The organism is Thiocapsa sp. UBA6158 (assembly GCF_002423035.1).
Lineage (GTDB): Bacteria > Pseudomonadota > Gammaproteobacteria > Chromatiales > Chromatiaceae > Thiocapsa.
Map to the genome: position 1 here is coordinate 1 of NZ_DIUM01000060.1, position 14,005 is coordinate 14,005.

At 63.6% G+C, this 14,005-nt stretch carries 11 protein-coding genes; 8 read left to right on the top strand and 3 right to left on the bottom strand.

Annotated features, from left to right (window positions below):
- Nucleotides 1–355: 355 nt before the first annotated feature.
- The 3 genes from napG to B4N44_RS08580 all read right to left on the bottom strand — a co-directional run bounded on the left by napG (nt 356) and on the right by B4N44_RS08580 (nt 4,305).
- Complete coding sequence (napG, locus tag B4N44_RS08570; RefSeq protein ID WP_296699384.1) at nt 356–1,144, bottom strand: ferredoxin-type protein NapG; 789 nt, start codon at nt 1,142–1,144, stop codon at nt 356–358.
- Nucleotides 1,145–1,216: 72 nt separating this feature from the next.
- The gene (gene napA / locus B4N44_RS08575) at nt 1,217–3,961 is read right to left on the bottom strand and encodes a nitrate reductase catalytic subunit NapA (RefSeq protein WP_296699387.1); all 2,745 of its coding nucleotides are present in this window, start codon (nt 3,959–3,961) and stop codon (nt 1,217–1,219) included.
- A gap of 65 nt (nt 3,962–4,026) precedes the next feature.
- Nucleotides 4,027–4,305: a chaperone NapD gene (locus B4N44_RS08580; protein WP_296699390.1), complete on the bottom strand. Its 279-nt coding sequence runs from the start codon at nt 4,303–4,305 to the stop codon at nt 4,027–4,029.
- Between the two features lie 392 nt (nt 4,306–4,697).
- Here B4N44_RS08580 and B4N44_RS08585 point away from each other — a divergent pair, with 392 nt between their 5' ends.
- From B4N44_RS08585 to B4N44_RS08620, 8 genes are all read left to right on the top strand, one after another.
- Complete coding sequence (locus B4N44_RS08585) at nt 4,698–5,279, top strand: ANTAR domain-containing response regulator (protein WP_296699394.1); 582 nt, start codon at nt 4,698–4,700, stop codon at nt 5,277–5,279.
- Nucleotides 5,280–5,910: 631 nt separating this feature from the next.
- Nucleotides 5,911–7,317 carry a CmpA/NrtA family ABC transporter substrate-binding protein gene (locus tag B4N44_RS08590; protein WP_296699397.1) on the top strand — a complete coding sequence of 469 codons (1,407 nt, stop codon included), beginning with the start codon at nt 5,911–5,913 and terminating at the stop codon, nt 7,315–7,317.
- Between the two features lie 72 nt (nt 7,318–7,389).
- Nucleotides 7,390–8,421 carry an ABC transporter permease gene (locus tag B4N44_RS08595; protein ID WP_296699399.1) on the top strand — a complete coding sequence of 344 codons (1,032 nt, stop codon included), beginning with the start codon at nt 7,390–7,392 and terminating at the stop codon, nt 8,419–8,421.
- 52 nt (nt 8,422–8,473) lie between these two features.
- On the top strand, nt 8,474–9,319 hold the full coding sequence (locus B4N44_RS08600; protein WP_296699401.1) for an ABC transporter ATP-binding protein: 846 nt from the start codon (nt 8,474–8,476) through the stop codon (nt 9,317–9,319).
- Between the two features lie 189 nt (nt 9,320–9,508).
- Nucleotides 9,509–10,858 carry a CmpA/NrtA family ABC transporter substrate-binding protein gene (locus tag B4N44_RS08605; protein WP_296699404.1) on the top strand — a complete coding sequence of 450 codons (1,350 nt, stop codon included), beginning with the start codon at nt 9,509–9,511 and terminating at the stop codon, nt 10,856–10,858.
- Between the two features lie 55 nt (nt 10,859–10,913).
- Entirely contained in the window at nt 10,914–13,355 is a 2,442-nt protein-coding gene (nirB, locus tag B4N44_RS08610; protein WP_296699407.1) for a nitrite reductase large subunit NirB, read from the top strand.
- Nucleotides 13,352–13,687: a nitrite reductase small subunit NirD gene (gene nirD, locus B4N44_RS08615; RefSeq protein ID WP_118155858.1), complete on the top strand. Its 336-nt coding sequence runs from the start codon at nt 13,352–13,354 to the stop codon at nt 13,685–13,687. Before nirB ends, nirD begins: the two co-directional genes overlap by 4 nt.
- On the top strand, nt 13,684–14,005 hold a 322-nt coding region (locus B4N44_RS08620; RefSeq protein WP_296699416.1), incomplete at its 3' end, for a molybdopterin-dependent oxidoreductase. The genes nirD and B4N44_RS08620, both read left to right, overlap by 4 nt.

Consider the following 14,005-nt stretch of genomic DNA (forward strand, 5'->3'; position numbering starts at 1 on the left):
CGCGCATCAGTTTCGGTCGCACCCCAGTTCCAGAGTCGAGTTGACGTTGACCTATTCATCGGGTTGCCGAACCGAGGCGTGGCGCGGAGCGCCAGGAGATGCATGACACCGCCGGAGCGGTATCACGAGTAGACGCGACTCGGCGAATCAGGTCACGCGTCTTACTGCATTGTTTGAAAGACCGGCCGGCAGGATGGACATGCGCGAGCGAAGTCCACCGCGCTCTGCGCCGGCCCTTCAGTAGCTCGTGACACCCGCTCTGCGGTGTCACGCATGCCCCGTGGCGCTCCGCGCCATGCGCCACGATTGCCGCAGTGACGAGCAAGGTCGGCGTTGGCTGCCGATTCCTCGCCATCTAATACCCCGGCTCGTTCAGATAATCCAAACCAGGCGCCTGACCCTGCGCCGGTGCGGCATCCGGTTGTCCCTTCCAGGTGTCGCCTGGTCCCGAGTCGGGCGTCGCGCCGTCTGCTTTTTTCCAGCCCATCCTGAAATGGTCGCCGATCTTGCCTTGAATCAATTCGGCGGGGAGTACCTTGATGGCCGCGATCTCGGTCGGACACGCATTCTCGCAGATGCCGCAACCCGTGCAGCCGTCACTGACGACGATCGGTAGGAGCATGGCGTGTTTGCTCAATTCACGCCGTCGTGTTTCGACTCGAATCGCCTTGTCCCGAAGCGGGCAGACCCGATAGCAGATCTCGCAACGCAGGCCCCGCCAGGAGAGACAATGCTCGGTGTCGATGAAGGCGAGACCCATCCGCGAGTCCATGACATCGTCAAGTGTCGGGGACAACGCGCCGGTCGGACAGGCGGCCTTGCAGGGGATGTCGTGGCAAAGATAGCAGGGGATCTTACGCGGCTCGAAATAGGGGGTGCCGAGCGGGGCACGATCGGCTAAAGCGGCCAGTGTCAAGGTGTCGTAGGGACAGGCGACAACGCAACGTCCGCATTTGATGCAGAGCGCATTGAAGTGCGCATCCGCGAGTGCACCGGGCGGGCGCAGGGCTAAGGGCTCGGCCCGCGCGTTCTGAATAACGAGATACGACCAGAGCATGCCGCCGCTGGTCGCAACGGCCGCACCCTGAATAGTCTTCTGTATGAAACCGCGCCGCGTTGTCATGATCGCTGAGTCGCCGGACATGATGAAAACACTCGGCTCGTCCGGATGCATGCGACACATCCGGGCACTGTCGATGACGCCGATGAGGGTGCGCTACACCTTGTAGATCTTGATCGCGGTCTTTTTGAAATCCTCCTCCTTGGAGATCGGACAGGTGGCGTCGATGCAGAGCTTATTGACGAACACCGACTCGTCGAAAAAGGCCATAAAGCTATAGCCACGCGGCGGACGATTACGGCCCGTCGTTTCGATCACCGCCTTGATCTTGCCGCGTCGCGATTCGATCCAGACCGCATCCTGACGTTTGAGACCACGCTCCTCGGCATCCTTCTCGTTCATGTCCAGCACTGCCGACGGCATGGCCCGGTGCAGCTCGGGAACACGTCGTGTCATGGTGCCGGTATGCCAGTGCTCGAGCAACCGCCCGGTGCAGAGCCAGAGGTCGTAGTTCCCGTCGGGCGACTCGACCGGTGCGGCGTACGGTCTGAAAAAGATCTTCGCCTTGCCGGGGAATTTGGTCTTCTCCTCGGTCGTAGGACCGTTCAGATTGCCGGTCACCAATTCCTTCATGGCACCGCCGTAGAACTCGATCTCGCCGTTCTTCACGTAGGGATCGTATTTGGCGTTGAAGCGCCACGGCGTCTCTTTACCATCGACCACCGGCCAGCGCAGACCGCGCACGTCGTCTTGATAATAGACATCGAAAGGGGCGAGGTCATGATGATGACCGCGTCCGAAGCCGGCGTATTCCTCGAAGAGCGCCTTCTCGACAAACCAATCGACACCGAGCTGCTTGACGGTGTGATTGTCGTGCCCCTTGGCAACCGGATCGGGCCAGGCGAACGCCTTGTTCTGCGGTGTCTCGAAGAGCGCCTCGTAGAGGGTCATCTGGGGTGTGTAGCCCATCTCCTGTGCGGCGGCCATCACATCGGGGAGTTTTCCCTCTTCGAATCCCTCGTCCTTGAGACCCGGAATGGCCTGCTCCTTCCAGACCTCCGCCAGGGTGATGCGCTTGGAGAATTCCAGGATCTGCCACAGATCGCTGCGTGCCTCTCCCGGCGGTGGAACCTGCTCGCGCCAGAGCTGGGTACGCCGCTCGGCATTCCCGTAGCCGCCCCATTTCTCGAAGATCATGGCGACGGGCAGGATCAGATCGGCCACCTTGGCCGAGATGCTCGGATAGGCGTCGGAGACCACGATGAAGTTGTCGTTCTCGCGTGCCGCCTTCAGCCAATGGTTGGCATTGGCGACATGCTGGAAGGGGTTATTGACCTGCACCCAGACCCAGGAGATGGACCCGTCTTCCAAGTCACGCATGATCTTGGTGATGTGACTCCCGACCTTGGGATTGAGCGTCTTGGGCGGCAGCTTCCAGGTCTGCTCGGTGATATCCCGATGCTTGGCGATGTTGACGACCATGTCGGCCGGCAGACGGTGACTGAAGGTGCCGACCTCGCGTGCGGTCCCGCAGGCGGAGGGCTGGCCGGTCAGGGAGAAGGGGCTGTTGCCGGGCTCGGCGATCTTTCCCAACAGGAGATGCACGCTGTAGATCTGCTCGTTGACCCAGGTCCCGCGCACATGCTGGTTGAAGCCCATGGTCCAGAAACTGACCAGCTTGCGCTTCGGGTCGGCGTAGAGATCCGCCAGACGCACGAGCTTGGCCTTGAAGGCATCCAAGGACTCCTCGGCATCGCCCTTGGCCAGCTCGGCGACGAAATCCAGCGTGTAGGGCGCAACCCCGGCCTTGAAGTCCTCGAAACCGACCAGCCAGTGTCGATCGGCTGTGGCCGCATTGGCCTGCTTGATGGTGTGAACCTGCTCGGGATCCAGTCCGAGCCCGATCGCCTCGTCCCGCGTCAGGGTCACCTCGACCTCGCGCGCCTGGATATCCTTCTCGGCTGCGAACGCGAATTTGTCGGTCGCACGCATCCCGTAACCGATATCGGTCGGGCCGGCGCAGAAGACACAATGGGCATCGACGAAGGCTTGATTCACGGCATCGCGCTGGATGATCTCGCGCGCCAGATAATTGAGCAGCGCCATGTCGGTATTCGGCTTGATGATGATCTCCAGATCCGATCCTTCGGAGGTCATGTTTCGCAGGGTCGTGATGTTGACGATCTTCATGTCCGAATGGCCGAGACGACGGTCGATGACACGCTGCCAGAGCACCGGATGGGCCTCGGCCATATTCGCGCCCCAAGCGACGACCGTATCCGTGTATTCGATGTCGTCGTAGTTGCCGGGCGGCTCGTCGATGCCGAAGACCTGCATGAATGCAGCCACGGCCGAGGCCATGCAATTGCGCGCATTGGGATCGATGTTGTTGCTGCGAAAACCGGCCTTCATCAGCTTGGTCATCGCATAGCCTTCCTGGATCAGCCATTGGCCGGAGCCGATGACGCCGATCCCGGTCGGTCCTTTTTCTTCGTAGGCTTTCTTGAACTGGATCGCCATCTCGTCGAAGGCCTGATCCCAGGTCACCGGGGTGAACTTGCCCTGCTTGTCGAATCGCCCGTCGGTCATCCGCATCAAGGGCTGCGTCAGGCGATCCTTGCCGTAGAGGATCTTGCTGTTGAAATAGCCCTTCACGCAGTTCAGACCGCGGTTGACCGGGGCGTCGGGATCACCCTTGGTCGCGACGATCTTGCCGTCTTGGGTCGCGATCATGATCCCGCAGCCCACGCCGCAGAAGCGGCAGACGCCTTTATCCCATCGCCAATCTTGCTCGGTCTCGGCCGCCGCCGCGCTGGCGATACGGCTCACGGGGATTCCGACGGCCATGGCTGTCGCGGCGGCGACGCCCGACTTCAGAAAGTTGCGGCGACTGAGCTCCATGATTCCTCCTCGATCTCGTTGTATTTTTTGAGCGCTCGCCCGCGCGGGTCGGGCGAGTGTGTAGCCTATGACGCGGCCATTTCGGCGGGGATCGCATCCCATTCGGGGGGTGTTTCGTCGAAGACGTGGTAGACCATCTCGGCGAGCATCACGCCGGACAACGCCTTGATGCGAGAGAGTGCTGCGATCTCCTGCTCGACCGTCTCGGCCTCCTGCACGACCACGATCCGCCCGGTCGAAGGCTCGGTGTGGTGAACCTCCACACCCGGCAGCGCGTTGAGCTCGCGCGTGGCGTCTTCGATTCGGGCGGGCGGGACGACGACCAGGATTCCTGAGATATTCATCGGTGGGTCTCCGGGCTGGGTTGGGGCTTGTGGCTTTGCGCCTAAACCCGGCCGCATGGCCGATCCTAGTGGTCGGGTGGACTTTGCTCTCGCGCGCCCACCCTAGGCGGGCCGGCCTGATGGACGACGTCGGCTCAATCACGCCGAACGCTAGCGCCGCAGCTATCGAGGAACCTTGATTCCGATCAAGAATCACGAGTGAATGATTCGAGCGTCCGGAAGTGGGGCCAGAACACACCGCGCGAGTTATGCCTGTCGGTCGACATCGTTCGTCGGGGCGGGGAATCCATAGAGGACAATGCAGCCTGGACCAATCTGGCGCGTTGTTTGCTGTAGTGTGCTGTTCAGCCAACCGTTCGCCGATCGTTGGTTCTCTCTCGGAGTAGTCCCCGATGTCGATCCGAATCATGCTTGTGGACGCCCGCCCGGACCGGCGCGAGGTGCTCGGGCCGGCCTTGAGTGCGGAGGGTTTCGACGTGGTGGCCTGTGTCGACCCGGACGATGGCCTCTTGAGCGCGGTGGTGCGTTTTGCGCCGGACGTGGTGCTGATCGATATCGACTCGCCGAGCCGGGATACGCTGGAGAACCTGCGCACCGTTCAGGCACATCAGCCCCGCCCCATGGTGATGTTCACCCAGGACGACGCCAACGAGAGCATCCGCCGCGCGATCGAGGCAGGCGTGAGCGCCTACATCGTCGACGGGATCGAGCGGCGGCGTGTCCGTCCGATCGTCGAGGCGGCGATGGCGCGCTTCAGCCAGTTTCAGGCGTTGGAGAAGGAGCTTCTGGAGACTCGCAGCAAGCTGGCCGAGCGCAAACTGATCGAGCGCGCCAAGGGGATCATCATGACGCAGCAGGGATTGTCCGAGGACGCGGCCTTCCAGGCGATGCGCCGCTTGGCGATGCGGAAGAACAAGAGGTTGGCCGAGATTGCCGAGAGCGTGATTTCGGCGTCCGAGTTCTTTGCGCCTTAAACCGCGCCCGGCGGGATATGTGATGTTCGTGGACGAAAGCGGTCTCGGCTGACTTGACGACCGTTGGAGTCGGCGCGGTTTAAGTAATTGATAAGAATTTGAATCTGTAAGCGACGCACCGCAGAGATGTCTAGAGACTCGGTTTGAGTCGTTCGTCTTGGTGCATGGGAGGCCACTGCGCACCAAGGGTGGGCGGGTCGGCACGGCAGCGCGAGTCGGTTACGTCGCCGGTGTCGACCACATCGCTCTCGGATGCCGGCAAAACGCCTTTTTAGAATCAAGGAAGTAGCGCTTTTCGATCGAGATGCGCAACCGGTTGAAGGGTTTCTGGCATCGATTCTGCTTAGGTTTCGTCATCGATCGTCCAACGGCGGGCTGATCGGAAGAGTGTGATCCAGACGGAAGACGTCCCTCCGAGACTATCGGAGAGAGCGGCGTCCCCACGATGACCAGGTCGGCCCATGTGTGGTCGCATCACCCGGTCCTCGGATCCAAAAACAGTTTCGGCCTGGTCATGGCGGCCATGCCAACGGACAAAGGCGTCCATCGTGTAACGCGCAGCGTTGCTTGGTGGACGCCTTTTTTCGTTTTCGGATTTCCGTTTCATGTAGTGCTATCGACAGAGGTCACCATGCGCGATCAAGACAGACCCGAACATCCGACCCGAAGCGCCCCGCCGGCGCGCCTTGCCGCGGCCGGTATCGCCGCGCTCATGCTGAGCCTTGCGGCCGGCACCTCGGCGGAGCCGCTCGGCCCGCCCGAGAAAGAGGATCTTAAGCTCGGCTTCATCAAGCTCACCGACATGGCGCCGCTCGCCATCGCCTACGAGAAGGGCTTCTTCGAGGACGAAGACCTCTTCGTCACGCTGGAGGCTCAGGCGAACTGGAAGGTGCTGCTGGACCGCGTCATCGACGGCCAGCTCGACGGGGCCCACATGCTGGCCGGCCAGCCCTTGGCCGCGACCATCGGCTTCGGGACCGAGGCGGCGATCGTTACCCCGCTCAGCATGGATCTCAACGGCAACGCCATCACCGTCTCGAACGCGGTGTGGGAGCAGATGAAGCCGCACGTGCCGAAGATGGCCGACGGCCGTCCCGAGCATCCGATCAAGGCCGATGCGCTCAAGCCGGTCGTGGAGAGCTTCAGGGCTGCGGGCAAGCCCTTCAAGATGGGCATGGTCTTCCCGGTCTCGACGCACAACTACGAGCTGCGCTACTGGCTCGCCGCCGGCGGGCTGCATCCCGGCTACTACGCTCCGCATAAGAACGACACCGACGGGCAGATCGACGCCGATGTGCTGCTGTCGGTCACTCCGCCCCCGCAGATGCCCGCCACCATGGAGTCCGGAACCATCGACGGCTACTGCGTCGGCGAGCCCTGGAACCAGCAGGCGGTCTTCATGGGCATCGGCGTCCCCGTGATCACGGACCACGAGATCTGGCCATACAACCCCGAGAAGGTGTTCGGCATGACCGCCGGGTTCGTAGAGGCCAATCCAAACACGGCGGTGCGGATCGTCAAGGCGATGCTTCGGGCGGCCAAGTGGCTCGACGAGAACGACAACGCCAACCGGGCCGAGGCGGTCAAGATCCTGTCGCGGCCGAATTACGTGGGCGCAGACGAGGCGGTCATCGCCGCATCCATGACCGGCACCTTCGAGTACGAGAAGGGCGACAGGCGCGAGGTCCCGGACTTCAATGTCTTTTTCCGCCACAACGCGAGCTACCCCTACTACTCGGATGCCGTCTGGTATCTCACCCAGATGCGCCGTTGGGGTCAGATCGCCGAGCCCAAATCCGACGACTGGTACATGGCGACCGCCAAACAGGTCTATCGGCCCGATCTCTACCGCCGCGCGGCGGAGTCGCTGATCGCCGACGGCTTGATGGAGGCGTCCGATTTCCCGGACTTCGACGCGGAAACCGGATTCAAACCGACGCAGACCGGATTCATCGACGGCATCGACTACGACGGCACCCGGCCAAACGCCTATCTGGAGCAGTTCTCGATCGGGCTGAAGGGCGACACGCAGTTGTAACACATGGCTCCGAGCGTCCGGCGTCGGGGGAGACCCGAGCCGGACGCGAGCCCATCGATTTCGGAGAAGACCATGTCGAACATCGACGTCACCGCGAAGACCTATGACCTGCCCTGGCTGGCCCGCGCCATGGACTGGCTCGCCGGGGACGGCGCCGAGCGCGCCGCCGGGGGCTTGATCCAACACCTGCTGCTGTCCTTGGTCGGGATCGGCCTCTTTCTGATGCTCTGGGCCGCCGCGGCCTCCCAGATCCAGACCTCGCTCGGCCAGTTGCCCGGGCCGACCCAGGTCTGGTCCCAATCCGTCGCGCTCTGGGACGAGCACCGCGAGGAGCACGCCCGCGAGGCCGCCTTCAACGAACGCATCGAGCAGCGCGTCGAGCGTGCGGTCGCGAGCGGTGCCTCCGAGGAGGAGATCGCCAAGATTCGCGCCCGCAGCTACACGGGTGCGCCGACCTTCGTCAGCCAGATTTGGACCAGCCTGGTGACGGTCATGGTCGGCTTCCTGCTTGCGTCCTTGATTGCGATCCCGCTCGGCATCCTCTGCGGGATGAGCGCGGCCGTCTATGCGGCAATGAACCCTTTGATCCAAATCTTCAAACCGGTCTCGCCGCTCGCCTGGCTGCCGCTGGTGACCATCATCGTCAGCGCCGTCTATGTGAGCGATGACCCGCTCATGTCCAAGTCATTCATCATCTCGGCGATGACGGTGACGCTGTGCTGTCTGTGGCCCACGGTGATCAACACGACCGTCGGGGTCGCCACGGTCGATCGTGACCTGATGAACGTCAGCCGCGTCCTGCGTCTGTCCTGGTTCAAGCAGACGGTCAAGATCATCCTGCCCTCGGCCTTGCCGATGATCTTCACGGGTCTGCGGCTGAGTCTCGGGATCGGCTGGATGGTGCTGATCGCCGCGGAGATGCTGGCCCAAAACCCCGGTCTCGGAAAATTCGTCTGGGACGAGTTCCAGAACGGCAGCTCCAACTCGCTGGCGCGGATCATGGTTGCCGTGTTCGTGATCGGCTTCATCGGCTTCGCGCTCGACCGCGGCATGCTCATGCTCCAGCGCCGCGTCTCCTGGGACAAGACGGCGGTGCTGCGATGAGGCGCCCTGCCGATTGCTCCGACCCCATGACCGTCGCACGAGGAACCAAGCCATGCCTGCCTATCTGAGCATCGATCGGGTCGGGATCACCTTCCCGACACCGAAGGGGCCGCTCGAGGTCCTGAAGGACATCAAGCTCGACATCGCCCAGGGCGAGGTCGTCTCGCTCATCGGCCATTCGGGCTGCGGCAAATCGACAGTGCTGAACATCGTCGCCGGGCTGCTCGAAGCGAGCACGGGCGGCGTGCTGCTTGAAGAGCGCGAGGTGAAGTCACCTGGGCCGGACCGCGCCGTCGTCTTTCAACAGCACTCCCTGCTGCCCTGGCTGAGCGTCTACGACAACGTCCGCCTGGCCGTCGACCAGGTCTTCGGTCGCCGCAAGACCCGCAAGGAGCGGCATGAGTGGACCCTGCACAACCTGGATCTGGTGCACATGGGCCATGCGCTGGAGCGCCGCCCTTCGGAGATCTCGGGCGGGATGAAACAGCGCGTCGGGATCGCCCGCGCCCTGGCCATGGAGCCCAAGGTCCTATTGATGGACGAGCCTTTCGGCGCGTTGGACTCGCTCACCCGCACGCACATGCAGGACTCGCTGCTGGAGATTCAGGCCCGGCTCAACAACACCGTCATCCTCATCACGCATGACGTGGACGAGGCCGTGCTGCTCTCGGACCGCATCGTGATGATGACCAATGGACCCTCCGCGACCGTCGGGCGGATCCTGGATGTCGATCTGCTGCGCCCCCGCGACAGGCTCGCACTCGCGGAGGATCCGACCTATCACCACTACCGCGCCGAGGTGGTGAAGTTCCTCCACGAACGCCACGCACCCGTGGTGGCGCAGTCCGCCCGGCCGGCGCGCGAGCGCCCGACGCTGCGTCTCGCGGCGAATGGTTGAGGGGGAGGGTTCAGCTGTCAGCTGTCAGCTGTCAGCTATCAGCTATCAGCCTGCGGCTTTTTTTGTGCGATGTGCCGGGTGACGGCGACTTGTCGGCTAGCGGCCAATTGCAGCCTTCGAGGCTCAATCCCTCCTGCAGGATCCGCTGAACCCCGAACCCCGAACCCCGAACCCTCCCGGAGCACCCACATGAGCATCATCCCCAACTGGCTCCGACGCAGCGCCCACGCCGGCGGACACGACGGACTGGAAAAGACGCGCCTGACGCTTGGCTTTATCCCGCTGACGGACTGTGCGCCCTTGGTCATCGCCAAAGAGCGCGACTTCTTCGAGAAGTACGGCCTGGACGTGGAGCTCTCCAAGGAGACCTCCTGGGCCAATGTCCGCGACAAGGTCAGCATCGGCATCCTGGACGGCGCCCATATGCTCGCGCCCATGCCGATCGCGAGCACGCTCGGCATCGGTCCGGTCGAAAAGCCGACCATCACGGCGCTGAGCCTGGATCTGAACGGCAACGCCATCACGGTCTCGCAGGCACTCTACGAGCGGATGCGCGAGCTGGATCCGGGCGCCATGAACCACCGGCCCTACTCCGCGGTGGCCTTGAGGCAGGTGATCGAGGAACGGCGCGCACAAGGCGGCAAGCCGCTGACCTTCGCGGTGGTCTTCCCGGTCTCGACCCACGCCTACGAGCTGCGCTATTGGATGGGCGCGGCCGGCATCGATCCGGATACCGACGTGCGGCTGCTGGTGGTTCCGCCGCCGCAGATGGTCACCCAGCTGCGCGCAGGCAACATCGACGGCTTCTGTGTCGGCGAGCCCTGGAATTCGGTCGCCGTCGCGGAGGGTCTGGGGCGAGTGCTCATCACCAACTACGAGCTCTGGAACAACAATCCCGAGAAGGTCTTCGGGGTCAATCTGGAGTGGGCCGAACAGTATCCGAATACACACCGTGCCCTGCTCATGGCCCTGTTGGACGCGGCGCGCTGGACCGATGCGCCCGAAAATCGCCCGAGCGTCGCCGAGCTGATCGCGCCGAGCCGCTACATCAACGCGCCGGTCGAGATCGTGCGTCAGTCCATGACCGGCACCTTCCGCTATGCGCTCGACGAGCCGCCGGTCGCGATGCCCGATTTCAACGTCTTCTTCCGCTTCGCGGCGACCTATCCCTGGCGCTCCCACGCGCTCTGGTTCCTGACCCAGATGGTGCGTTGGGGCCAGATCGAGAAACCGATCGATCTGGTCGCCGTGGCCGCCGAGGTCTATCGACCGGATCTCTATCGGGAGGCGGCCGATGCACTGGGTCTGGCATCGCCCGCGATCGACCACAAGCGCGAGGGTCTGCATGCCCGCGGCTGGATGCTCGAAGAGGCAAGCACGCCGCTGGCGATGGGGCCGGATCGCTTCTTCGACGGATCGACCTTCGATCCTACCGACCCGGTCGGGTACATCGCCGGTTTCGATGTCCAGCACCGGGCCTGCTCGCTGGATGCGCTTGCGGCAACCAACAGCGGGCCAGCTAAGACGGCGACGGTCTGAGAGCGGCGGCTACATGCCCCGACACACGCATTCCGAACGCGGAGAACCAAACACAATGAACAAAGAACGCTTGGTCCTGGTAGGCAACGGCATGGCCGGGATGCGCACCATCGAGGAGCTGCTGAAGCTGGAGCCGGACCTCTACGAGATCACGGTCTTCGGCGCCGAGCCGCATCCGAACTACAACCGCATCCTCCTCTCGCCGGTGCTCTCCGGGGAGAAGACGATCGACGAGATCATCTTAAACAGCCGCGACTGGTACGCGGAGCATGGGATCACACTGCACACCGGCGATCCGGTCGAGCACATCGACCGCCGCAAGCGACTGGTGCGCAGCCGCTCCGGTCTGGAGGTGCCTTACGACCGGCTGATCCTGGCCACCGGGTCCAACCCCTTCATCATCCCGGTGCCGGGGGCGGATCTGCCCGGCGTGCTGGGCTACCGCGACATCGCGGATGTCGAGGCGATGATCGAGACCGCACGCGGATTCAAGCGCGCCATCGTCATCGGCGGCGGACTGCTCGGGCTGGAGGCCGCCTATGGCTTGCAGCAGCAGGGCATGGAGGTGACCGTCGTGCACCTGCTCGACACCCTGATGGAACGTCAGCTCGACAAGCCCGCCGCGGCGCTCCTCAAGGCATCGTTGGAGAAACGCGGCCTGACCTTTCTCATGGAGGCCCAAACCGCGGCGATCCAGGGTCGCGACCGGGTCGAGTCGGTGCGCTTCGCCGACGGCAGCGAGATCGCGACCGATCTGGTGGTGATGGCGGTCGGCATCCGGCCGAACATGGCGCTCGCCCAAAGCGCCGGGATCCATTGCGAGCGCGGGATCGTGGTCGACGACACCATGTTGACCTACGACGCGCGCATCTACGCGATCGGCGAGTGTGTGCAGCACCGCGGACACTGCTACGGACTGGTCGCGCCGCTCTTCGAGCAGGCCAAGGTCTGCGCCAATCATCTGGCCAAGCTCGGCTACGGGCGCTACCAGGGCTCCGTGACCTCGACCAAGCTCAAGGTCACCGGCATCGATCTATTCTCGGCCGGTCAGTATCAGGGCGGGGACGGCTGCGAGGAGATCCTCTTCCAGGATCCGGGCGCGGGCATCTACAAGAAGCTGGTGATCCGAGAAAACCGGCTCGCCGGCGCCGTGCTCTACGGGGACACGATCGACGGGGCCTGGTTCTTCCAGTTGATGCGCGAAGGGACCGACATCTCGGAGATACGCGAGGATCTGCTGTTCGGGCAGGCCCATCTCGGGGACTCCGGCCACGGCGGTCAAACCCAGGCCGCGCTCATGACCGACGCGATGCAGGTCTGCGACTGCAACGGGGTGTGCAAGGGCGAGATCGTCAAGGCGATCACGAGCAAGGGGCTCTTCACGCTCGAAGACGTCAAGCTGCACACCAAGGCGGCGGCCTCGTGCGGATCCTGCACCGGTCTGGTGGAACAGATCCTGGCGAGCACGCTCGGGAGCGACTACTCCACCCCCGAGGCCAAACCCATTTGCACATGCACCGACTACAGCCATGATCAGGTCCGCGCGGCAATCCGCGAGCAACACCTCACCAGTCTGAGCGATTGCTTCGAGAAGCTCGACTGGCGCCGGCCCGACGGCTGCCACGTCTGCCGGCCTGCGCTCAATTACTACCTCATCTCCACCTGGCCGACGGAGGCGCTCGACGACAGCCAGTCGCGCTTCGTCAACGAGCGTGTCCACGCCAACATCCAGAAGGACGGGACCTATTCGGTCATCCCGCGCATCTTCGGCGGCGAGACCTCGCCGGCCCAGTTGCGTGCCATCGCCGAGGCGGCCGAAAAGTATGCCGTGCGCTCGGTCAAGATCACGGGCGGCCAACGCATCGATCTGCTGGGTCTGACCAAAGAGCAGTTACCGCACATCTGGAAAGACCTGACCGACGCCGGTTTCGTCTCGGGCCACGCCTACGGCAAATCGATGCGCACGGTCAAAACCTGTGTGGGGTCCCAATGGTGCCGCTTCGGCGTGCAGGACTCGACCAAGATGGGCATCGAGCTCGAGGAGCTGACCTGGGGCTCCTGGACCCCGCATAAGTTCAAGCTCGCCGTCTCGGGCTGCCCGCGCAACTGCGCGGAAGCCACCTGCAAGGATATCGGCGTGGTCTGCGTGGACTCGGGCTATGAGATCAGCGTGGCGGGGGCGGCGGGCATGGATGTGCGCGAGACCGAGTTCCTGTGCAAGGTCACCACCGAGGCCGAGGTGATGGAGGTGATCGCCGCCTTTACCCAGCTCTACCGCGAGAATGCCCGCTATCTGCACCGCATCTACAAATGGGTGGCACGGGTGGGCCTCGACTGGTGCCGCGCGCAAGTTGAAGACCCGGCCAACCGCCGCGCGCTGTATGACCGCTTCATGCTGTCGCAAGGGGTCTACCAGACCGACCCATGGGCCGAACTTGCCGCAACGCCGGCAGACTGGGCGCCGATTGCCGACCTGACCCTGAGGGCCGCAGAATGACAGCGTTTCTGGACATCGCCGCTTTGGATGACATTCCGCGTCAGGGCGCGCGGGTGGTGAAAACCATGATCGGCTGTATTGCGGTCTTCCGCACCGCCGAAGATCAGCTGTTCGCGCTGGAGGATCGCTGCCCCCACAAGGGCGGGCCGTTGTCCGAAGGGATCGTGCATGGCACATCGGTGACCTGCCCGCTGCACGCCTGGGTGTTCGACATGAACACCGGGCAGGCGCAGGGCGCGGATGAGGGCGCGGTGCAAACCTATCCGGTACGGCTGGAAGCGGGGCGCGTGCTGCTGGACGTAACCCGCCTTGCCCGGCGCAGTGCCGCATGACCGGGGTGCGTACAACCTGCCCCTATTGCGGCGTCGGCTGTGGCGTGATCGCCACGCCGGACGGCAAGGGCAGCGTCCAGATCAAGGGCGACCCCGATCACCCGGCCAACCGGGGCCGGTTGTGCGTCAAGGGTGCGGCCTTGGGCGAAACCCTGTCGACCGAGGGGCGTCTGCTGGCGCCGATGATCCGGGGGCGGCAGGTGTCATGGGACTCTGCGCTGGATGAGGTGGCGGCGCGGTTTTCGCAAACCATTGCAGCACACGGGCCGGACTCGGTGGCGCTCTATGTCTCTGGCCAGTTGCTGACCGAAGATTACT

Bases quoted from the DNA above. Each gene is read 5' to 3' on its own strand.
- napA (WP_296699387.1), bottom strand. From the start codon at position 3,961: ATGGAGCTCAGTCGCCGCAACTTTCTGAAGTCGGGCGTCGCCGCCGCG.
- B4N44_RS08600 (WP_296699401.1), top strand. From the start codon at position 8,474: ATGCCTGCCTATCTGAGCATCGATCGGGTCGGGATCACCTTCCCGACA.
- B4N44_RS08605 (WP_296699404.1), top strand. From the start codon at position 9,509: ATGAGCATCATCCCCAACTGGCTCCGACGCAGCGCCCACGCCGGCGGA.
- nirB (WP_296699407.1), top strand. From the start codon at position 10,914: ATGAACAAAGAACGCTTGGTCCTGGTAGGCAACGGCATGGCCGGGATG.
- B4N44_RS08595 (WP_296699399.1), top strand. From the start codon at position 7,390: ATGTCGAACATCGACGTCACCGCGAAGACCTATGACCTGCCCTGGCTG.
- B4N44_RS08580 (WP_296699390.1), bottom strand. From the start codon at position 4,305: ATGAATATCTCAGGAATCCTGGTCGTCGTCCCGCCCGCCCGAATCGAA.
- nirD (WP_118155858.1), top strand. From the start codon at position 13,352: ATGACAGCGTTTCTGGACATCGCCGCTTTGGATGACATTCCGCGTCAG.
- napG (WP_296699384.1), bottom strand. From the start codon at position 1,144: ATGTCCGGCGACTCAGCGATCATGACAACGCGGCGCGGTTTCATACAG.
- B4N44_RS08585 (WP_296699394.1), top strand. From the start codon at position 4,698: ATGTCGATCCGAATCATGCTTGTGGACGCCCGCCCGGACCGGCGCGAG.
- B4N44_RS08590 (WP_296699397.1), top strand. From the start codon at position 5,911: ATGCGCGATCAAGACAGACCCGAACATCCGACCCGAAGCGCCCCGCCG.